Below are 21,656 nucleotides of genomic sequence, written 5' to 3'. Positions count from 1 at the left end.
AGGCAAAGACACCATGGCAACACCCCGACACAGGAGACAATTGTGGCCAAGTACAAAATCAATGGCGAAGCCCCCACCGTGCACGCCAGCGCCTATGTGGCCGAAATGGCCAGCATCATTGGCAAAGTGCAACTTGATGAAAACACGTCGGTTTGGGATTTCGCGGCCATTCGCGGCGACAACGAATTGATCCACATTATGGAAGGCAGCAATGTACAGGAAGGCGCCGTGTTACACACCGACATTGGCTATCCCATGGTGGTCGGAAGAAATGTCACCGTGGGGCACCAGGCCTGTCTGCACGGCTGCACCATAGGCGAAGGCAGTTTGATTGGCATTCGTTCAGTGGTGCTGAACGGCGCAAAGATTGGAAAAAACTGTATCATCGGCGCCGGTGCCCTGATCACCGAAGGCAAAGAAATTCCCGACCGCTCGCTGGTGGTCGGTTCGCCCGGAAAAGTGATCCGAACCCTGAACGACGACGAAGTGGCACGCCTGATTGGCGCTGCCTTCTACGTGCAAAAAGCCAAGCTGTTCAAAGAAACGCTTGAACGAATAGACAACTAATTTTTTGCCTCAATTTGTACCCATGACCGACACACTACGCACCCTGATCTTTGATCAATCCAGTTGCCGAGCGCACTTGGTACATTTGTCCAAAGCCTGGCAACAAGTGGTCAACAACAATGACTACCCAAGGCCGGTTCAAAAAGTACTGGGTGAACTGGTTGCGGCAAGCACCATGTTGTCAGCCTCCTTGAAGTTTGAAGGCTCGCTGATTATTCAAATTCAGGGCGACGGACCCATTCGTTTGCTGGTGGCGGAGTGCAATAGCCGTTTGGGTTTGCGCGCCACCGTGAAATTGGTTGAAGGTACACAAATTCCCGAGAATGCCAGTTTCAAAGACCTGGTCAATACCACAGGCAAGGGCATATGTGCAATTATTCTGGACCCACGCAATCGCCTGCCGGGTCAGGCCCCCTACCAAGGCATTGTGCCGCTTGCGGGTACCTCTGTGGCTGATTCGCTTGAAGCGTACATGCACAGCAGCGAGCAACTGGAAACCCGCCTTGTTCTGAACTCCGACGCCACCACAGCAGCGGGCGTCATGCTTCAGCAAATGCCACAACATGGCGGTGTTGTTTCAAGCAAAGAATTCGATGCTGACGGCTGGGATCGATTGAAGGCCTTGATCAATACGCTGCAAACCGAGGAACACCTGGCCACCGAAACCGATGAATTGGCCAAGCGTCTTTTTTGGGAAGAAGACCCGGATGGACTGGCAGAACGCCAGGCACATTTTGAATGCACCTGTTCACGTGACAAAGTTGGAAAAATGTTGCTTTCTTTGGGACAGGCCGAACTGGATGATGCTTTGTCCGAAAACCCGACTGTAGAAATTCAGTGTGACTTCTGCAATGCAAATTACTCATTCACTCGAGCCGATTGCAACGCGCTATTTACCGAAAGTTCTCACCACGAAGGTCCACAAGAACCCCAGCCTCCCACCTTGCACTAATTCGAGGATTCTGCCGCGGCACCTGGTGGTGTGGCGGCTGGCTGGCTGCGCGGCTCAATCAACTGAATAAACACCTCGTCTTTCTTGATCATGCCAAAGTCATTTCTGGCGCGCTCCTCAATCGCCTCAACGCCCTCGCTCAAACTGCGCACATCACCCTCGAGTTGTTGATTGCGCAAACGCAGCGCGTCATTCACCTGCTTTTGCTGTTCAAGCTGATCTTCAAGGTCACTGACGCGCAGCATCCCGCCTTTGCCAAACCACAGTGGGTATTGAAGCAAAATCAGCAAGGCAAAAAGGACAAGTGAAATCAGCCTGGGGTTCATATACAAGAAGGCCCCGCACTGCGGGGCCACCTTCGATTAATACCGATTAATCCAGGTTGTAGAAGGCTGAACGGCCGGGGTAGTAAGCAATGTCACCCAAATCCTCTTCAATGCGCAACAGCTGGTTGTACTTGGCAATGCGGTCTGAACGGCTCATAGAACCTGTCTTGATCTGCATGGCATTGGTACCCACCGCAATATCGGCAATGGTGCTGTCTTCTGTTTCGCCTGAACGGTGAGAAATAACCGCTGTGTAGCGAGCACGCTTGGCCATCTCAATGGCAGCAAAGGTTTCAGTCAAAGTACCGATTTGATTGATCTTGATCAGAATGGAGTTGGCGATTTTCTTTTCGATGCCTTCGGCCAAAATCTTGGTGTTGGTTACGAACAGGTCATCCCCCACCAACTGCACCTTGCGGCCCATGGTTTTTGACAAATAAGCCCAACCGTCCCAATCGTCTTCGGCCATGCCGTCTTCGATCGAAATAATGGGGTACTTGTTGCACCAGCTCTCCAGGAGGTGTGCGAATTCCTGTGAACTCAGCTCCATGCCCTCACCGGCCAGCTTGTACTTGCCACCTTTGTAAAACTCAGAGGCTGCACAATCCAGGCCCAAAGCCACCTGCGTGCCAGGCTCAAAACCAGCGGTTTCAATCGCCTGAATAATCATTTGAATGGCAGCTTCATGGTTGGCTACAGAAGGCGCAAAACCGCCTTCATCGCCCACGGCTGTTGACATGCCTTTGTCGTGAATAATTTTCTTCAGTGCGTGGAACACTTCAGCACCGTAGCGAATAGCCTCGCGGAAAGAAGGCGCCCCCACCGGCAAAATCATGAACTCTTGCAAATCGAGGTTGTTGTTGGCGTGTGCACCACCATTGATTACGTTCATCATGGGCACTGGCAGGCTCATGCCTCCCATACCACCGAAGTAACGGTACAAGGGCAAACCAGTTTCTTCAGCTGCAGCACGGGCCACGGCCATGGAAACCGCCAAAGTGGCGTTGGCACCCAGGCGGCTCTTGTTCTCTGTACCGTCCAGGTCAATCAGGTTTTGATCCAGAAACACCTGCTCTTGCGCATCCAGGCCCAAAATTGCTTCGGAAATCTCGGTGTTGATGTTTTCAACCGCGCGCAACACGCCTTTGCCCAAATAACGGGACTTGTCACCGTCACGCAGTTCAACGGCTTCGCGAGTACCCGTGGACGCACCAGAGGGCACGGCCGCACGACCCATGGCACCACTTTCCAGCAACACGTCACATTCCACGGTGGGATTGCCGCGAGAATCAATAACCTCACGACCAATCACGTCAACAATTGCGCTCATAGTTTCCTCTTGGATGGATTAAATTCTGTTTTGAATACTCGGCCTGTTTATTTCATCAGGTCTGTTTCGGCCAATGGGCCAGACTTCACCAAACGGTCCAGTTCCTGCAAGGTGGCCAACAAGGCTTTCATGCGAGGTAAGGGCCAGGCGTTGGGGCCATCTGACATCGCTTTGGCGGGGTCAGGGTGACTTTCCATAAACAAACCTGCCACGCCCACTGCAACAGCGGCGCGCGCCAACACGGGCACAAATTCACGCTGACCACCACTGGCCGTACCCTGCCCGCCCGGCAACTGCACACTGTGCGTGGCATCAAACACCACTGGACAACCTGTGTTGCGCATGATGGCCAAGCTACGCATGTCGGAAACCAGGTTGTTGTAACCAAAGCTTACACCGCGCTCACACACCATGATGTTCTTGCCATCACCGCCGGCTTCAATGGCGGCAGTTCGGGCTTTGTCCACCACGTTGACCATGTCGCCAGGAGCCAGAAACTGGCCTTTCTTGATGTTCACTGGCTTGCCACAGGTGGCCACAGCCTCAATGAAGTCAGTTTGACGACACAAAAAGGCAGGGGTTTGCAACACATCCACCACGCTGGCCACTGTCGTGATCTCTTCAATCGCGTGTACATCGGTCAGAATGTTGACGTTCAGGGTTTTCTTTACATTGGCCAGAATATCAAGCCCTTTGTCCATGCCCAGACCGCGGAAACTTTTGCCCGAACTGCGGTTGGCTTTGTCGTACGAGCTTTTGTAAATAAAAGGCACACCCAGCGACTCGCAGATTTCCTTGAGCTGGCCTGCCGTGTCCATGGCCATTTGTTCACTTTCAATCACGCATGGGCCAGCGATCAGGAAAAATGGTTTGTCCAAACCCACTTCAAAATTGCATAGTTTCATCAGGTGTCCTCCTGTTGGGTCCAGCTTATAACGCTTTGGCCAATTTGTGGGCCAAAGCAGCCTTCACGTAGGCCAAAAACAAGGGGTGGCTGTCTCGTGGGGTGCTGGTGAATTCGGGGTGAAACTGCACGCCGAAAAACCAAGGGTGATCTGGCAATTCCATGATTTCCGGCAAATTTTCAGTCGGCGTACGGGCAGAAATACGCAGGCCGGCCTCTTCAAGTTGAGGCACATAGTTATTGTTCACCTCATAACGGTGACGATGGCGCTCATTCACCTCGGGACCATAGATGGATTCAGCCAAAGTGCCGGGCTTGATCGGGCAGCGCTGCGAGCCCAGGCGCATGGTGCCGCCCAAATCGCTTTGGTCGGATCGAAGCTCGACTTTACCTGTGCTGTCTTTCCACTCGGTGATCAGGGCCACCACTGGCGTATCGGCCAGGCTGTCAAATTCGGTCGAGTTGGCTTTGGGCAACCCCGCGCAATGTCGCGCAAATTCAATCACGGCCAACTGCATGCCCAAACAAATGCCCAAGTAAGGCACCTTGTTTTCTCGGGCATATTGAATCGCCTTGATTTTGCCTTCCGTGCCGCGCTTGCCAAAACCACCGGGCACCAAAATGGCATCCAGCTTCTTCAAACTTTCAGTACCGTGGGCTTCAATTTCCTCGGAGTCGATGTAATTGATGTTCACCTTGGTTCGTGTGTGCAAGCCAGCATGATTCAAGGCTTCGATCAGGGATTTATACGACTCGGTCAAATCGACGTACTTGCCCACCATGCCAATGGTGATGTTTTGCTCGGGATTTTCCTGCGCATGTACAATTTCAGCCCACTTCGACAAATCTGCGCGAGGCGCTTCAATGTTCAGCTTTTCCAGCACAATGTCATCAAGCTTTTGGGCTTCAAGCATGGCTGGAATTTTGTAAATGGTGTCAGCGTCCCAAACGGAAATAACAGCTTCCAGTTGCACATTCGAGAACATGGAAATCTTGGCGCGCTCGTCATCGGGAATACGGCGATCGGCGCGACACAGCAAGGCATCGGGATAAATACCGATTTCCCTGAGTTTTTGTACACTGTGTTGGGTAGGCTTGGTTTTCAGTTCACCGGCAGAAGCAATAAATGGCACCAATGTGAGGTGCACAAAACACGCACTGTTGCGGCCCAGGCGCAGGCTCATCTGGCGAACGGCTTCAAGGAATGGCAAAGACTCAATGTCACCTACGGTGCCGCCAATTTCAACAATGGCCACATCGGTTTCACCGCCCCAGGCTGCGCGCGCACCTTTCTCAATAAAAGCTTGAATTTCATTGGTAATGTGGGGAATCACCTGAACGGTTTTGCCAAGGTATTCGCCGCGACGCTCTTTGCGCAGCACAGATTCATAAATCTGGCCGGTGGTGAAGTTGTTTGACTTCTTCATTTTCGTGGAAATGAAGCGCTCGTAGTGCCCCAGGTCCAGATCAGTTTCGGCGCCGTCTTCGGTGACAAACACCTCGCCGTGCTGGAATGGGCTCATGGTGCCGGGGTCCACGTTGATGTACGGGTCCAGTTTGAGCATGGTGACTTTCAGACCGCGACTTTCAAGAATCGCGGCCAAAGATGCTGCGGCAATACCTTTGCCAAGGGACGAGACAACCCCGCCGGTAACGAATACATATTTGGTCATAGTGCCAGGCGGCGCTCTGTTCGGCGCTCAGTAGGGCGCACAATTGAGCGAATTGTGCGCTGTTTGAAAGCAGAATTATAACCTGAGCGCGCTTGGTCCATGCCAGTGATCTTAACTAAACTTCAGTTCGCACCCTGTTTTTTCTTGGAGTTCTTCTCTAGACACGCCCGGTGCAATCTCAAGCACCTGGAGGCCTTCCAAGCCCACATCCATCACCGCAAGGTCAGTGATAATGCGATTGACCACACCTTTGCCTGTCAACGGCAAGGTGCATTCCGGCAGAATTTTAAGGTCGGTGGTGCCGTCTTTCTTGCGGGCCACATGCTCCATCAGCACCACAACACGGGAAACACCAGCCACCAAATCCATGGCACCACCCATGCCTTTCACCAACTTGCCAGGAATCATCCAGTTGGCCAAGTCGCCCTTTTGGCTCACCTGCATGGCACCCAAAATGGCCAAGTTAATGTGCCCGCCGCGAATCATTGCGAAAGACTCCGAGCTGGAAAAGAATGCCGACCCATCCAGTGTAGTCACGGTTTGCTTGCCCGCATTGATCAAATCCGCATCCACCTGCGCCTCGGTCGGGAATGGGCCAATACCCAACAATCCGTTTTCACTTTGCAGCATCACATCCATGCCGTCAGGAATGTGGTTACTGACCAGGGTGGGCAATCCAATACCCAAATTTACATAAAAACCGTCTTGCAATTCACGCGCTGCGCGTGCTGCCATTTCATCGTGATTCCATGCCATTTGTTGTTCTCCTTATTGTGCTGTGGTCGCCAGGGTACGTTTCTCAATCCGCTTTTCAGGATTGGCATTCAACACCACACGCTGCACGTAAATACCGGGGGTATGAATAAAGTTGGGATCGAGCGCGCCCACCTCCACAATTTCCTCAACCTCAACCACAGTGAATTTTGAAGCTGCAGCACATTCAGGGTTGAAATTGCGCGCGGTAAGGCGATAAATAAGGTTGCCCGAAGTGTCTGCCTTCCACGCTTTTACCAATGAAATATCCGCCTTCAGACTGTGTTCCAACACATAATTTTCCCCATTGATCACTCGGGTTTCCTTACCCTCGGCAATCACGGTTCCAAAACCAGTTTTGGTGAAGAACGCGGGAATACCAGCACCACCAGCGCGCAGCTTTTCGGCCAAAGTGCCCTGCGGCGTGAATTCCAGTTCCAGTTCACCACTGAGGTACTGGCGCTCAAATTCCTTGTTCTCGCCAACATACGACGAAATCATTTTGCGAACCTGCCTGGTTTCCAGCAGACGCCCCAAACCGAAACCGTCCACACCTGCGTTGTTTGAGATCACCGTGAGGTTTTTTGCACCAGATGCACGAACCGCGTCAATCAGCGCCTCTGGAATGCCACAGAGGCCAAAACCACCCACAGCAAGCGTCATCCCGTCTTTGATCTTGTCCGCCAAAGCCTCTGTGGCACTGGCTGATACTTTATTCATCCCCATTTTTATTCCTCATGCTTTGAATTTGTGCCGTTAGTTTAACGTTTAAGCGCTTACAAACTTCTTGCTGCAACGCACAAAATCAAGTTTCTCAGACTAGAGATCAAAGTCAACTATTTTTTCCCGATATGCAATAAGCTTTCGGCTTAAAATCAAAGCTGCATCTAGCTGTAGCACCCGCGACAAATTTTAAGGAGACGCACCCAATGTCGGCTGTCGAAAGAGACATGATGGAATACGACGTAGTGGTAGTTGGCGGAGGCCCTGCTGGCCTGTCAACAGCCATTCGCCTGAAACAAGTGGCCGCAGAAAAAGGCCAGGAAATCAATGTGTGCGTTTTGGAGAAAGGCTCTGAGGTTGGCGCCCATATTTTGTCAGGCGCGGTCATGGACCCACGCGCAATCACCGAACTTTTTCCTGACTGGAAAGAGCGCGGCGCCCCACTGAACACGGAAGTGACGGAAGACCAGTTTTTGTTCCTGACCGAAACCTCCGCCAAGAAAGTACCCAACGCCCTGTTGCCCGAATGTTTTCAGAACCACGGCAATTATGTAATCAGCCTGGCCAATGTTGTGCGCTGGCTTGGAGAACAGGCGGAGGCTTTGGGCGTAGAAGTATTTCCTGGGTTTGCAGGTGCGGAAATTCTGTACGATGACAAAGGTGCCGTAAAAGGCGTGCAAACCGGCGACATGGGCATTGGCAAAGACGGGGAACACACCCACGCTTACCAACCCGGCATGGAACTGCATGCCAAATACACCGTGTTTGCTGAAGGTGTACGCGGCCATTTGGGCAAACGCGTCATTGAGAAATTTAATCTGAACGAAGGCCGTGATCCACAGGTGTATGGTATCGGCTTAAAAGAACTGTGGGAAATCGACCCAGCCAAGCACAAGCCAGGTTTGGTGATTCACTCCGGTGGCTGGCCTCTCGATTCAAGCACCTACGGTGGTTCATTCCTTTACCACCTCGAAAATAACCAGGTTGCAGTGGGTTTTGTGGTGGGCCTGGCCTACGAGAATCCCTATCTGTCTCCATTTGAAGAATTTCAGCGCTACAAAACACACCCTGAAATTCGCAAGTACTTTGAAGGTGGGAAGCGCATCTCCTACGGCGCACGCGCCATTGCGGCAGGCGGCCTGATGAGCCTTCCAAAACTGGTATTTCCAGGCGGCGCGCTTGTGGGTTGTGATGCTGGCTTTTTGAATGCCTCGCGAATCAAAGGTTCTCACGCCGCGATCAAGAGTGGCATGCTGTGCGCCGATGCGATCGCAGACGCCCTGGCACAAGACCGCGCTGGCGACGAGCTGGAAGCCTATCCAAAGGCCTTCCACGACTCTTGGCTGTTTGATGAACTGTACCGCGCGCGCAACTTCAAACAGTGGATGAGCAAAGGTTTGTACACCGGCACCATGATGGTGGGTATCGAGCAAAAGCTGTTTAAGGGCAAGGTACCCTGGACACTGCATCACAAGCACGCAGACCATGAATGCCTGCGTCCTGCCTCTGAGTTTCAGCCGATCAACTACCCGAAACCTGACGGGAAAATCACGTTTGATCGTTTGAGCTCCGTGTTCATTTCCAACACAAACCACGAAGAAAACCAGCCTGCACACCTGACATTGAAAAATGCAGATGTGCCGGTGGCGACAAACCTGACCACCTATGCTGGTCCGGAACAGCGCTACTGCCCGGCTGGTGTGTATGAGTACGTGAAGAAGGAAGATGGAAAGGACCAATTGCAGATCAATGCGCAAAACTGCGTACACTGCAAAACCTGCGACATCAAAGATCCCACGCAAAACATTGTGTGGGTAACACCGGAAGGTGGTGGCGGCCCCAACTACCCCAATATGTAATCGAAACAAAAACGCCGACCTGAAGGTCGGCGTTTTTGTCAGCGACAAAGCAATCAAGATTCCAAATCGGTTGTAGTTGCATTCAATAGTTCAGAATTTTCATTCGCGTCAATCTCGAAGGTGTATTCCCCTTTGAGCAAATCGGTCACGTAGGCAAATTTGCCATTGACTGTTACACCATCCAGCGTCAGCTCGTAGTAACAAGCTGCTGTTTGCCCACACCCTTGCTCAAACAACCCGCGACTGGTTTCCTCATCAATCCAGTCCACTGAATATTTCTGGTCCGCAATGTGAATCGTGACCGGTTTCCATTCTGTTTCACAGAAGTTCTCGATCACCTGAGCACCCGCCGACTTGTAAACCAACTCACAATCAGTTTTGGCAAGAAACTGCAATTTTCGAGTGGTAACTTCCGGCGAATTTGTGCACGCTGCAAGTACGAATAAGGCGGGTGCAATTACGCCGATCAGCAAACGTTTCATAACAGGGTTTCCTTGAAAGGACGTTTACTTTCAACGCAAGACAGGTGCAGTGGGAGTACAGACAAAAAAGACGGCGGAATGCGAACCTAACCTTTCGGCGATCGCCACAGGAAACGGTACACAAACCCTGGAAAAGCAAACACAAGAAACAGACAAGCTGTTAAGGCATAAAATTCCCAACGCTGGGGAGTTACCTGGCTCAAGCTTCCTTCAATTGCGAAGCCGATCAGGCCAACAATGAAGTAGCCTGCGATTACCTCAATCACCCGGGTCCAACCGCCCTTTTTGGCCACAGGCAAAACACCCATAATGCGGTTGCTTACAAAAGGCAGGTTCGCAAACAGCAAGGCCAAGCCAAACAACAACCAATGCCCGATCGTTTGCGTCAAAACCTACCTCCCGTGAATATTCAAAAAAGCCGAATTTATTATAATTAACCAGCCAGTGTTTGCTGAATTGCAGTCATGCAATAAGCCATTAGAGGCGCAGGCAGCAAGCCCAGCGCGATCACAGCCAAGCCGTTCAAACCCAACACGGCGCGTGCATCATTGCCCATCACAATTTCAGTTTCATCAGCAGGGGCTTCAAAATACATCGTTTTCACAATACGAATGTAATAGAACGCACCCACCAGGCTGAACATCACTGCATAGACAGTCAACCAAACCTGACCAGTGGCCAACAAGGCTTTCAAAACTGACAACTTGGCAGCAAAACCCACCATGGGTGGAATACCTGCCAGTGAGAACATCAGCAACAACATAATCAAGGCCAACCATGGTGCACGCTTGTTCAACCCTTTCAGATCACTGATATTTTCAACCTCGAAACCTTTGCGCGACATCACCATAATCACGCCAAAAGTACCGAGGGTGGTCAGCACATAGGTAATGCTGTAGAACATGGCCGAGGAATAAGCCTGGGCAGCATTGCCAGTGTCTTGCCCGGCGCCTTGACCACTGATGCCGGAGAGGAAACCCAGCAACATGAAGCCCATTTGCGCAATGGTTGAATACGCCAACATGCGTTTCAAGCTGGTTTGTGCAATCGCGGTGAGGTTGCCTATGGCCAGCGAGGCAATTGCCAAAACCATCAACATGTTTTGCCAGTCAAATGCCATCACGAAAAGACCATCCACCAGCAGGCGCATCAACATGGCAAATGCAGCCAGTTTGGGTGCGCCACTGATCAGCAAGGTCGAGATGGAAGGCGAACCCTGATACACATCAGGCACCCACATGTGGAAAGGAACCACACCCAGCTTGAAGGCGAGGCCCGCCACCAGAAACACGATACCAAATACAAAAACAATTGATTTTTGACCCGACACAGCTGCGGTTGCAGCAAATGCGATATCAGCGTGATTCAACGACCCTGTGGCGCCGTAAATCATCGACATGCCATACAACAGGAAACCTGAAGCCAAGGCGCCAAGAACAAAATACTTCATCGCAGCTTCGGTAGCGCGTACATTGTCTCGCTGCATGGCCACGGCGGCATACAGGCTAAGCGACAACAGTTCGACACCCAGGTACACCAACAACAGGTTGTTGGCAGAAATCATGATCATCTGGCCAAGCAAGGCAAACAGCACCAAAGCGTGCAGCTCTCCTTTGAACATGTCGCGATCTTTGGCATAGCTCGCACCCACTATCAGGGTGAATGCAATGGCCAGGGCAGAAAAGCCTTTCAAGACCAAAGCCATGCTGTCAGCAATGTACATATTGGAGAAAGCCAAGTCTGTACCTGCTGTAGGCACCTGCGCCAGGCAATACACACCCAAACCGATGCAAAACAACACCACTATATTGTGCAGTATTGGCAGGATTCGGCCTTTGGTCACGCTGTCGGCAATCAGAAATGCACAGGCGAAAAGCGCCAGGGCAATTTCAGGAATAGCGAGTGAGAGATTCATCTGATCCACGAACATTCCTCAATTAAAGCTTGGACTGAGCCACATGTTGCAACAAGGCATCGACAGACACCTGCAACACGTCAGTAAAAGGTTTGGGGTACAGGCCCATGGCCATGACCAGAATTGCCAATGCACCCAGCATCAAGAATTCGCGGGTGTTCACATCGGTCAATTCTTTCACGTTGTCGTTGGCTACCTCACCAAACACCACGCGCTTGTACATCCACAACGAATAAGCCGCACCAAAAATAAGGGTGGTCGCAGCCAGTAAACCAATCCAGAAGTTGTACTTCACTGCACCCAGAATCACCATGAACTCGCCCACAAAACCACTGGTGGCGGGGAGACCCGAGTTGGCCATTGCAAACAACAGGAAAAACGCTGCAAATTTGGGCATGGTGTTCACAACGCCACCATATGCAGAAATTTCACGGCTGTGAACGCGGTCGTAAAGTACACCGATACACAGGAACATGGCGCCCGAGACAAAACCGTGAGAAATCATCTGGATGATGGCGCCCTGCACTGCCAGGTCCTGAAACATGAAGAAACCCAAGGTCACAAAGCCCATGTGTGCGATGGATGAATAAGCCACCAGCTTTTTCATGTCTTTCTGAACCAAGGCAACCACACCGATATACACCACGGCGATCAGCGACAAAGTAATCATGAAGCCGGCCAGTTCATGGCTTGCATCTGGAGCAATCGGCATACTGAAACGCAGGAAGCCGTAAGCACCCAGCTTCAACATGATTGCAGCCAGTACCACGGAACCACCCGTGGGCGCTTCAACGTGCGCATCTGGCAACCAAGTGTGAACTGGCCACATAGGCACCTTCACGGCAAACGCCATGAGGAAAGCCAGGAAAATCAGTATTTGCTCAGTCATGCCCAAGGGCAATTTATGCCATGCCGCAATTTCGAATGTGCCTGACTGGAATTGCAGATAAATGATCGCAACCAAGGTGAGCAAAGAACCCAGCAGGGTGTACAAGAAGAACTTGAAGGCCGCATAAATTCGGTTAGGACCACCCCACACACCCACGATGATGTACATCGGGATCAGCGTTGCTTCAAAGAATACATAAAACAGCAAACCATCGGTGGCAGCAAAAACACCCACCATCAAGCCCGACAAAATCAGGAAAGCGGCCATGTACTGCGCAACTTTCTCGGTGATTACTTCCCAAGCTGCCACCACCACAAAGATGGTGATGAGTGCTGTCAAGATGACAAACCACACCGACAAACCGTCAACGCCCAGACCATACGAAGCGCCGAAGGCCTCAATCCAGGGCAAGTTCTCGACAAACTGCAATTGGGCGGTGCTGGTGTCAAAACCGAAGTACAAAGGCAAGGTAACCAGAAAACTGATTAGCGCTGCAATCAGGGAGGCACCCCGCACGGCACCTGCGTTTTTGTCATTGCCCAAGGCCATGATCAAAACACCAAAGGCAATTGGCAGCCAGATCGCCAAACTCAGATAAGGAATATTGTTAGACATTGATATTTTCCAATCGTAAGAACCGAGGTTCCGCCTTTGTTATTTGAGTGTGATGAAAGTGATGATCATGGCCAACACGCCAAGAATCATCGCGAACGCATAGTGGTAAATAAAACCACTTTGCGCGAATCGAACCACACCCGAGATCAAACCTACCAGTTTGGCACTGCCATTGACCAATAAACCATCGATCAACATACGGTCACCAAACTTCCAAAGCGCCTCGCCCAGGCCACGAGCCCCACCGGCAAACACCACTTCGTTGAACTTGTCCATGTAGTACTTGTTGTCCAGCAAAGTGTGCACTGGCTTCAAAGCCTTCATGAACGCTGCCGGAATCGCTGGTACCCACAGGTAGCAAACTGCTGCGGCAACCACACCGCCCAAGGCGAGCCAGAATGGCGCCGTTTGCAAAGAATGAACACCCATGGCCGCGGCACCATGGAAAATACTGCTGAGGCCTGCCATTGCACCGTGTTCTGGATTAATCGTGATCACACCCTCAAAAAAGGTGCCATGCAACATGGGCTCAACCGCAATATAACCAATGATTACCGAGGGAATTGCCAGCAAGATCAAGGGCAAGGTAACCACCCAGCGTGATTCGTGCGGCTGTACAGGTCCGTGATGGGCATGATGATCATCATCACCATGGTCGTCATGGTGCTGAACGTCATGGAAACGCTCTTTGCCATGGAACACCAGGAAATACATGCGGAAGCTGTAGAACGCAGTGATGAATACACCAGCCACCACAGCGAAATAAGCGAAGTCGGCAGCTGGCAGGGTACTGAAGTGCACTGCCTCAATGATGCTGTCTTTCGAGTAGAAGCCCGAAAAGAACGGCGTACCAATCAAGGCAAGCGATCCCAACAAGGAAGTGAGCCATGTAATTGGCATGTACTTCCACAAACCGCCCATGTGGCGAATGTCCTGATCGTGGTGCATGCCGATAATCACGGAACCCGCGCCCAGGAACAACAAGGCCTTGAAGAAAGCGTGCGTCATTAGATGGAAAATGGCGACGGGGTAAGCGGACACACCCAAGGCCACTGTCATATAACCCAACTGCGATAGCGTTGAATATGCCACCACTCGTTTAATGTCGTTTTGAATGATGCCCAGAAAGCCCATGAACAGCGCCGTGATTGAGCCTATCACCAACACAAAGTTCAAAGCGATGTCGCTGAGTTCAAACAACGGTGACATCCGGCTGACCATGAAAATACCTGCGGTCACCATGGTGGCTGCATGAATCAAGGCGGAGATCGGTGTGGGGCCTTCCATTGAATCGGGCAGCCACACATGCAGCGGGAATTGGGCTGACTTGCCCATGGCACCGATAAACAGGCAGATACAGGCTACAGCCAGTAAAGGCCAGTCAGTGCCTGGCATGGTTTGGCCAGCAAGGTTATCTGCTTGCGCAAACACCTCGGCGTAGTTCATGGAACCCGCGGAAGCCATAATCAAGCCAATCCCGAGAATAAAACCGAAGTCGCCCACTCGGTTTACGAGAAACGCTTTCAGGTTGGCGTAAATGGCTGTTGGCTTGGTATACCAAAAACCAATCAGCAAGTATGAAACAAGACCCACCGCTTCCCAGCCAAAGAACAACTGCAGGAAGTTGTTGCTCATCACAAGCATCAACATGGAGAAGGTGAACAGCGAAATATAAGAGAAGAAGCGCTGATAACCTTCGTCTTCCTCCATATAGCCAATCGTATAGATATGCACCATGAGTGACACACTGGTCACCACCAACATCATCGTGGCTGTCAGGGTATCAATCAGGAAACCGACTTCAAACACCAAAGTGCCCACAACAGCCCATTCATAGAGGGTGCCGTTGAAGGTATTGCCCTCCATCACGTCCATGAACACCAGAATGGAAGCAATCAAGGAAATGGCAACGCCAGCAATGGTTGCTGTGTGCGCACCAGCACGGCCAATTTGCTTGCCGAAGAAACCGGCAAGAATGGCGCCGACCAGCGGAGCAAACGGAACGATCAAATACAAGGGATTCATTCGCGCTTACCCCTTTAGCTGGTCGAGATCTTCGACGTTGATTGAATTCATGTTGCGGAAAAGGACCACCAGGATTGCCAAACCAATTGCGGACTCGGCAGCGGCCACTGTGAGAATAAAGAAAACGAACAACTGCCCGGACAAATCGCCCAAGAAGTGAGAAAACGCAACGAAGTTCATGTTCACGGCCAGAAGCATCAGTTCAATGGCCATCAGAATCACGATCAGGTTTTTGCGGTTCAGGAAAATGCCAATCACGCTGATCGAGAACAAAATCGCGCCCAGCACGAGGTAATGAGAAAGTGAAATCATTGTTGTCTATTCCCGGTTAGGCTTGGCGACCGTCAGTGGTGTCGCTTTTGGTTTGTTTGCGGTCAAGATCAGCAGGCATGCTCACAAGCTTCACGCGGTCAGTTGACTTCACGCGAACCTGGTCTGAAGGCACCTGGCCTTTCGTGTCCTTGCGCTTGCGCAAGGTCAGCGCGATCGCCGCAACCATCGCCACCAACAAAATCAAGGCAGCCACTTCAAACGGATACAAATACTCGGTGTACAGCAACTTACCCAAGGCTTGAGTGTTGTTGGCAGCCTGTTCTGGCGTTTCCAGATTGGGATCCCAAAAGCCACGCAGCAATACTACTGACATTTGGAAAGCGATCAGCGAGCCGACGATGGCAGCCACCGGCAGGTTTTTCCAGAAGCCAGCACGTACCTTGTCCATGTTCACATCGACCATCATGACCACGAACAGGAACAGCACCATCACCGCACCCACATAAACCAGCACCAGTGAAATGGCCAGGAACTCGGCCTCCAGCAACATCCACAGGGCAGATGCAGAGAAAAACGAAAGGACCAGGTACAAAGCTGCATGTACAGCATTGCTGGCGGTGATTACGCGCACCGCTGCAAATACCAAAATGGCGGCGAACACATAAAAGAAACCGGTTATTGCATCCATTGCATTTAGTCTTCTAAGTTTTGTATCGAGTTAACGGTAGGCCGCATCGGCTTCGCGGTTGGCTGCAATTTCAGCCTCATAACGATCGCCCACAGCCAGCAGCATTTCTTTGGTGAAATACAAATCACCGCGCTTCTCACCGTGATATTCGTGAATATGTGTTTCTACAATTGAATCCACCGGGCACGATTCTTCACAGAAACCGCAAAAAATACACTTGGTCAAATCAATGTCGTAACGGCTGGTCCGGCGTGTGCCGTCTTCGCGCTGTTCCGATTCAATCGTAATTGCCATGGCCGGGCATACTGCTTCACACAATTTGCATGCAATGCAGCGCTCTTCGCCATTTTCATAGCGACGTAAGGCGTGCAATCCACGAAAACGTGGCGACATCGGTGTTTTCTCCATCGGGTAAAGCACCGTGATGGGTTGAGTGAACATATAACCCATGGTGAGCGCCATGCCTTTCAGCATCTCGCGCAGCAACAGACTGTTCAAAAATTCTTTAACAACTTGAAACATGGTTCGCTCTCAATTAATTCCAGATGTTCCAGGGAGTCTGCATCCAGGCAGCAACCACCACCAGCCAAACCAGTGTCAACGGAATGAACACCTTCCAGCCCAGACGCATGATCTGGTCGTAGCGGTAACGCGGGAATGATGCACGGAACCAGATGAACATCGACACCAGCAAGAAGGTTTTAATACCCAGCCAGATCCAGCCTGGAATGAAACTCAGGAATGCGACTGGCGCGTCCCAACCACCGAAGAACATGATCGCAGCCAAACAGGACAGCAAAATCATGTTGGCGTATTCGGCCAGGAAGAAAATGGCAAAGGTCATGCCGGAATATTCCACCATGTGGCCCGCCACAATTTCGGATTCCCCTTCAACCACGTCAAAGGGGTGGCGGTTGGTTTCAGCCACCGCAGAGATCATGTAGATCACCAGCAAGGGCAACAAAGGCAACCAGTTCCAGGACAGGAAGTTCAAGCCCATATCGGCGAACTGACCGGTGGTTTGAGTCATCACGATGTCAGTCATGTTCAGGCTGCCCGCCACCAGCAATACGGTGACCAGCACAAAACCAATCGCCAATTCATAGGACACCATTTGCGCAGAAGCACGCATGGCGGCCAGGAAGGCGTACTTGGAGTTGGATGCCCAGCCTGCAATGATCACGCCGTACACCTCAAGCGATGTAATGGCCATGAGGTAAAGCAAACCAGCATTCACATTGGCCAAAACGGTTTCTGGCCCAAACGGGATGACTGCCCATGCCGCCAAGGCCGGCATGATGGTCATGATCGGCGCGATGATGAACAAGCCTTTGTTGGCGTTCATCGGCACGATGATTTCCTTGAACATCATCTTGACCGCGTCGGCGATCGGCTGAAGCAAACCCATTGGGCCCACATAACTTGGACCCATGCGAATGTGCATGCGGCCAATCATTTTGCGTTCCCAATAGGTCAGATAAGCGACGCAACCCAGCAACGGCAAGGTGATAGTCAAAATCTTGATCAGAGTCCAAACGGGCACCCAGGCTGGTCCGAGTAAATCAGAACCAAAGGTCGTGATCATGTCGATGGGTGAACTCATGCCTGCACCTCGCTGGCCACCACTGCCTCGACCGTAACACCCCCAAACACGGTGCGCAGGCTTTGCGAATCCACACGCCCCATTGGCACCAACACTGTGTTGTCAGCAATTGTTTTATTCACTAGAACCGCAGCCCGCAACGTGCCGCCCTCAGAGTCTGTCAATTGAATTTTGTCACCAGACTTGACACCCAATAACCCGGCTGTTTGCGCACTGATTTGTGCAAGTGCCGGTTTGGCAGCCTTGGTTTTGCGCAGCGAGTCGGCACGACGAACCAATGCATCGGTGTCGTAAATTGGCGCAAAAGCAGCCAATTCAAGGTTTCCACTTAGAGCCACTCCGGCCACCGTTTGTTCAGGAATCGTATTGCTCAGCGAAGCAGCAAGATTGGCAGGCAAGAATGCTTTCAATACTTCTTCAGAACTGTTGAACTCAAAACCTTCCAGGCCCAGCAAATTGCCCAACACTCGCAACACCTTCCAGCCTGGGCGTGTTTCACCCAGAGGGCGAACCGCCGCTTTGAATGTTTGAGCAGTGCCTGCGATGTTGATGAAAGTGCCCGAGGTTTCAGTGCTGGGCGCAATGGGCAACAACACATCCGCATACTGCTTGGCATTGCCCACAAACGCACTGGCTTGTACCACAAATTCCGCATCGATCAGACCGCGCACAATCTTCTGTCCCTGCACGCTGTCCAAGTCTGGTTCAGCACCAAAAACAATGGCTGCTTTGGCCTTGCCATCCAGCATGGTTTGAGCATTTTTGCCACCATGGGCGCTGGCTTGAATGCCTGCCACGAAAGACCCGACCCAATTGGCACCATCGCCCAGGAAGCCCAATGTGGCACCTGTTGATTTGGCCAACTCGACCGCCTTGGCCAACACTTGGCCTGCAAATGGGCTCATCAACACCTGTTGGCCGATCAACACAAACTTGCCACCTTCAGGCGCGCTTAGTGCGTTGGCCACAGCATGGTGATTCAATGTATCAGCCCACTTCGAAGGAGCAGCCTTCAGCCACACGGCTTTTGGCATCAATGGATCCAATCCACCTGCATTCACCAGCACCACACGGGCGCCCTGCTTTGCAGCTTGGCGAATACGCTGGGTCAGCAAAGGCTGATCATTGCGGGGGTCAGCACCCACTACAACGATGGATTCCGCATCTGCCAACTGTTGAATTGAGGTACCCAACCAAGGCTTGGCACCGACCAGGCTCAAGTTTGCACTGTGCCGCAAGCCTGCATCAATGCTTGTTGAACCAAGGCCTGTCATCAAGGCTTTGGCCAAGGCCATTTCCTCGAAGCTGCTGTTCGGTGAAACCAACATCGCAATGCTGTTCAGGTCCGTCGATTCCCGGCGGGCTTTCTTCAAACCTTCAAACGCCACATTCAGCGCGGTTTGCCAGTCAGTTGTTACCCACTGACCGTTCTTCTTGATCATCGGTTCAGTCAGACGATCAGTTGACAGCAAGCCTTCGTAACTAAAACGGTCACGGTCCGAAATCCAGCACTCGTTCACACTGTCATTTTCTTGCGGAACAATGCGCATGACTTTGTCGGCTTTGACCTGAACCACCACGTTAGAACCCAGACTGTCATGGGCGGCAACTGACTTGCGACGCGCCATTTCCCAAGTGCGGGCGTTGTAACGGAAAGGCTTGGATGTGAGTGCGCCCACGGGACACAGATCAATCATGTTGCCCGACAATTCTGAATCCACAGAATTGCCCACAAAGCTCAGAATTTCTGAATGTTCACCACGATTGGCCATGCCCAGTTCCATGACGCCTGCCACTTCCTGGCCAAAACGCACGCAACGTGTACAGTGAATGCAACGGCTCATTTCCTGCGCAGAAACCAGCGGGCCGATGTCTTTGTAAAATACAACGCGCTTTTCTTCCTGATAGCGTGAAGACACGCCACCGTAACCCACTGCGATGTCCTGCAACTGACACTCGCCACCTTGGTCGCAAATCGGGCAATCAAGCGGGTGATTAATCAGCAAAAATTCCATGACGCTTTTTTGGGCGTTCACGGCTTTTTCGCTTTTGGTGCGAACAATCATGCCGGGCGACACAGGTGTAGCGCAAGCGGGCAAAGGCTTGGGCGCTTTTTCTACATCGACCAGACACATGCGGCAGTTGGCCGCAATCGACAATTTTTTGTGATAGCAAAAGTGAGGCACATAGCTGCCTGCCTTCTCAGCGGCGTCCATGAGCATGCTGCCCTCGGCCACTTCAACTTTTACACCATCAATCTCTAGTTCAACCATTTGTATCTACCCGCAGGGAATCAAACGTAAGCCGGCACAATGCACGACTTGTGTGTGATGTGATGCTCAAATTCTTCATGGAAATGTTTCAGGAAAGCACGAACTGGCATGGCAGCAGCATCGCCCAGCGCACAAATGGTGCGCCCCTGAATGTTGTCGGCAATCGAGTTCAACATGTCCAGGTCTTCAGGGCGACCTTCTCCGTGTTCAATGCGGTTGATGATTCGGTACAACCAACCTGTGCCTTCACGGCAAGGCGTACATTGGCCACAGCTTTCTTCGTAATAAAAATAAGAAAGGCGCAACAGGCTTTTCACCATGCAGCGTGTTTCGTCCATCACGATAACCGCACCTGAACCCAACATAGAGCCCGCTTTTGCGATGGAGTCGTAGTCCATGTCGGTGGCCATCATCACGTCACCGGGCAACACGGGCATGGACGAACCACCCGGAATCACAGCCTTGATCTTGCGGCCACCCTTCATGCCACCAGCCATTTCAAGCAAGGTTGCAAAGGGTGTTCCCAGGGGAATTTCATAGTTGCCGGGCTTTTCAACATCGCCGGAAATCGAGAAAATCTTCGTGCCGCCGTTGTTAGGCTTACCCAGCTCGAGAAACCAGTCGCCGCCATTCTGAATAATGAACGGCACCGCAGCGAATGTTTCTGTGTTGTTAATGGTGGTGGGCTTGCCGTAAATGCCGTAGGAAGCCGGAAACGGTGGCTTGAAACGAGGTTGGCCCTTTTTGCCTTCGATAGACTCAATCAGCGCGGTTTCTTCACCGCAAATGTAAGCGCCATAACCCTGGTGTGCATGCAGCTGGAAGCTGAACTTCGAACCCATGATGTTATCGCCCAGGTACCCAGCAGCGCGAGCCTGTTCCAGTGCTTCTTCAAAGCGTTCGTAGGTTTCCCAGATCTCGCCGTGAATGTAGTTGTAACCCACGGAAATGCCCATGGCGTATGCGGCGATCGCCATGCCTTCGATGACTGAGTGCGGGTTGTAACGCAAAATGTCGCGGTCTTTAAATGTGCCTGGCTCGCCTTCATCCGAGTTACAGGCCAAATACTTTTGACCCGGAAACTGGCGGGGCATGAAGCTCCATTTCAGGCCGGTTGGAAAACCCGCGCCTCCACGACCGCGCAACGCAGACTTCTTCACTTCTGCAATGACGTCTTCTTGAGAAATACCTTCAGTCAGGATTTTGCGCAGCGCCTTGTAACCACCACGTGCTTCGTAACCTTTCAGGTCCCAGTTGCTGCCATCGAGACCAGCCAAAATTACCGGGTTAATGTGTCGTCCGTGCAAACAAGTCATGACTTCAACTCCTCTACCAGCGCATCGATTTTCTCGTTGCTCATAAAACTGCACATGCGGTGGTTGTTCACCAACATCACTGGGGAATCGCCGCAAGCGCCCATGCACTCACCTTCTTTCAGGGTGAACAGGCCGTCTTTGGTGGTTTCGTTGTAATCAATACCCAGTTTTTTCTTCAAGTATTCGGCTGCATCGGTACCGCCGGACAATGCACATGGCAAGTTCGTACACACAACAATCTTCGACTTGCCCACTTTTTTGGTGTCGTACATGTTGTAGAACGTGGCCACTTCATACGCCGCAATCGGTGGAATTTCCAGGTATTCGGCAACTGCCTCGATTGCATCAGTGGGCAACCAGCCAAGTTCCACCTGGGCAATGCGCAAGCCCGCCATGACCGCCGAAATTTTTTGGTCAGCCGGGTATTTGGTCAGTTCTTTGTCTATCAAACGATAGGCGTTTTCGCTCAACTTCATGATTCAATTCAATC

General features: G+C 51.7%; 21 protein-coding genes. 3 read left to right on the top strand and 18 right to left on the bottom strand.

Features of this window, described 5'->3' with window-relative positions; translation table 11 throughout:
* Positions 1 to 42 precede the first annotated feature (42 nt).
* Together HKT17_RS05965 and hslO are read left to right on the top strand one after the other, a co-directional pair.
* Positions 43 to 567 (top strand): gamma carbonic anhydrase family protein, encoded by a 525-nt coding sequence (locus HKT17_RS05965; protein WP_171098585.1) that lies wholly within the window; start codon positions 43 to 45, stop codon positions 565 to 567.
* Between the two features lie 22 nt (positions 568 to 589).
* A complete protein-coding gene (hslO, locus tag HKT17_RS05960) occupies positions 590 to 1,519 on the top strand; it encodes an Hsp33 family molecular chaperone HslO (RefSeq protein ID WP_171098583.1) in 930 nt (309 codons plus the stop codon).
* Here hslO and ftsB read toward each other — a convergent pair.
* The 6 genes from ftsB to HKT17_RS05930 form a co-directional block, all read right to left on the bottom strand.
* Positions 1,516 to 1,845: a cell division protein FtsB gene (ftsB, locus tag HKT17_RS05955; RefSeq protein WP_171098580.1), complete on the bottom strand. Its 330-nt coding sequence runs from the start codon at positions 1,843 to 1,845 to the stop codon at positions 1,516 to 1,518. The two genes, hslO and ftsB, sit on opposite strands and share 4 nt — an antisense overlap.
* Positions 1,846 to 1,891: 46 nt before the next feature.
* Positions 1,892 to 3,175, bottom strand: a complete 1,284-nt coding sequence (gene eno / locus HKT17_RS05950; protein WP_105028791.1) for a phosphopyruvate hydratase — start codon at positions 3,173 to 3,175, stop codon at positions 1,892 to 1,894.
* Positions 3,176 to 3,222: 47 nt separating this feature from the next.
* A complete protein-coding gene (gene kdsA / locus HKT17_RS05945; protein ID WP_171098577.1) occupies positions 3,223 to 4,080 on the bottom strand; it encodes a 3-deoxy-8-phosphooctulonate synthase in 858 nt (285 codons plus the stop codon).
* Between the two features lie 25 nt (positions 4,081 to 4,105).
* Complete coding sequence (gene pyrG, locus HKT17_RS05940) at positions 4,106 to 5,752, bottom strand: CTP synthase (protein ID WP_105028789.1); 1,647 nt, start codon at positions 5,750 to 5,752, stop codon at positions 4,106 to 4,108.
* Positions 5,753 to 5,863: 111 nt separating this feature from the next.
* The gene (locus HKT17_RS05935; RefSeq protein WP_105028788.1) at positions 5,864 to 6,508 is read right to left on the bottom strand and encodes a 3-oxoacid CoA-transferase subunit B; all 645 of its coding nucleotides are present in this window, start codon (positions 6,506 to 6,508) and stop codon (positions 5,864 to 5,866) included.
* Between the two features lie 12 nt (positions 6,509 to 6,520).
* Entirely contained in the window at positions 6,521 to 7,225 is a 705-nt protein-coding gene (locus HKT17_RS05930) for a CoA transferase subunit A (protein ID WP_171098576.1), read from the bottom strand.
* A gap of 209 nt (positions 7,226 to 7,434) precedes the next feature.
* Between HKT17_RS05930 and HKT17_RS05925 the strand changes: the two genes are divergently transcribed.
* Complete coding sequence (locus HKT17_RS05925) at positions 7,435 to 9,087, top strand: electron transfer flavoprotein-ubiquinone oxidoreductase (RefSeq protein ID WP_105028786.1); 1,653 nt, start codon at positions 7,435 to 7,437, stop codon at positions 9,085 to 9,087.
* A 53-nt stretch (positions 9,088 to 9,140) separates the two neighbouring features.
* Here the strand turns inward: HKT17_RS05925 and HKT17_RS05920 are convergent, their stop codons facing one another.
* The 12 genes from HKT17_RS05920 to nuoE all read right to left on the bottom strand — a co-directional run bounded on the left by HKT17_RS05920 (position 9,141) and on the right by nuoE (position 21,642).
* Positions 9,141 to 9,569, bottom strand: a complete 429-nt coding sequence (locus HKT17_RS05920; protein ID WP_171098574.1) for a hypothetical protein — start codon at positions 9,567 to 9,569, stop codon at positions 9,141 to 9,143.
* A gap of 86 nt (positions 9,570 to 9,655) precedes the next feature.
* Positions 9,656 to 9,958, bottom strand: coding sequence for a DUF2818 family protein (locus HKT17_RS05915; RefSeq protein ID WP_168426943.1), 303 nt, complete (start codon positions 9,956 to 9,958; stop codon positions 9,656 to 9,658).
* A gap of 44 nt (positions 9,959 to 10,002) precedes the next feature.
* Positions 10,003 to 11,484, bottom strand: coding sequence for an NADH-quinone oxidoreductase subunit NuoN (gene nuoN / locus HKT17_RS05910; RefSeq protein WP_240965918.1), 1,482 nt, complete (start codon positions 11,482 to 11,484; stop codon positions 10,003 to 10,005).
* 22 nt (positions 11,485 to 11,506) lie between these two features.
* Positions 11,507 to 12,988, bottom strand: coding sequence for an NADH-quinone oxidoreductase subunit M (locus HKT17_RS05905; RefSeq protein WP_171098568.1), 1,482 nt, complete (start codon positions 12,986 to 12,988; stop codon positions 11,507 to 11,509).
* A 39-nt stretch (positions 12,989 to 13,027) separates the two neighbouring features.
* Positions 13,028 to 15,013, bottom strand: a complete 1,986-nt coding sequence (nuoL, locus tag HKT17_RS05900; RefSeq protein ID WP_171098566.1) for an NADH-quinone oxidoreductase subunit L — start codon at positions 15,011 to 15,013, stop codon at positions 13,028 to 13,030.
* 6 nt (positions 15,014 to 15,019) lie between these two features.
* Positions 15,020 to 15,325 (bottom strand): NADH-quinone oxidoreductase subunit NuoK, encoded by a 306-nt coding sequence (gene nuoK / locus HKT17_RS05895; RefSeq protein ID WP_008251215.1) that lies wholly within the window; start codon positions 15,323 to 15,325, stop codon positions 15,020 to 15,022.
* 16 nt (positions 15,326 to 15,341) lie between these two features.
* On the bottom strand, positions 15,342 to 15,974 hold the full coding sequence (locus HKT17_RS05890; protein ID WP_105028782.1) for an NADH-quinone oxidoreductase subunit J: 633 nt from the start codon (positions 15,972 to 15,974) through the stop codon (positions 15,342 to 15,344).
* 30 nt (positions 15,975 to 16,004) lie between these two features.
* On the bottom strand, positions 16,005 to 16,496 hold the full coding sequence (gene nuoI / locus HKT17_RS05885) for an NADH-quinone oxidoreductase subunit NuoI (RefSeq protein WP_008251211.1): 492 nt from the start codon (positions 16,494 to 16,496) through the stop codon (positions 16,005 to 16,007).
* A gap of 13 nt (positions 16,497 to 16,509) precedes the next feature.
* On the bottom strand, positions 16,510 to 17,577 hold the full coding sequence (gene nuoH, locus HKT17_RS05880; RefSeq protein ID WP_105028781.1) for an NADH-quinone oxidoreductase subunit NuoH: 1,068 nt from the start codon (positions 17,575 to 17,577) through the stop codon (positions 16,510 to 16,512).
* Positions 17,574 to 19,850 carry an NADH-quinone oxidoreductase subunit NuoG gene (gene nuoG / locus HKT17_RS05875; protein ID WP_171098564.1) on the bottom strand — a complete coding sequence of 759 codons (2,277 nt, stop codon included), beginning with the start codon at positions 19,848 to 19,850 and terminating at the stop codon, positions 17,574 to 17,576. The genes nuoH and nuoG overlap by 4 nt, the downstream gene beginning before the upstream one ends.
* Before the next feature lie 20 nt (positions 19,851 to 19,870).
* Entirely contained in the window at positions 19,871 to 21,166 is a 1,296-nt protein-coding gene (gene nuoF, locus HKT17_RS05870) for an NADH-quinone oxidoreductase subunit NuoF (protein WP_040513254.1), read from the bottom strand.
* On the bottom strand, positions 21,163 to 21,642 hold the full coding sequence (gene nuoE, locus HKT17_RS05865) for an NADH-quinone oxidoreductase subunit NuoE (protein WP_105028778.1): 480 nt from the start codon (positions 21,640 to 21,642) through the stop codon (positions 21,163 to 21,165). The genes nuoF and nuoE overlap by 4 nt, the downstream gene beginning before the upstream one ends.
* Positions 21,643 to 21,656 lie beyond the last annotated feature (14 nt).

Source organism: Limnobacter sp. SAORIC-580 (assembly GCF_013004065.1).
Taxonomy (GTDB): Bacteria; Pseudomonadota; Gammaproteobacteria; order Burkholderiales; family Burkholderiaceae_B; genus Limnobacter; species Limnobacter profundi.
The sequence above is the reverse complement of the archived record's forward strand: the minus strand, read 5'-3'. Positions and strand labels throughout refer to the sequence as shown.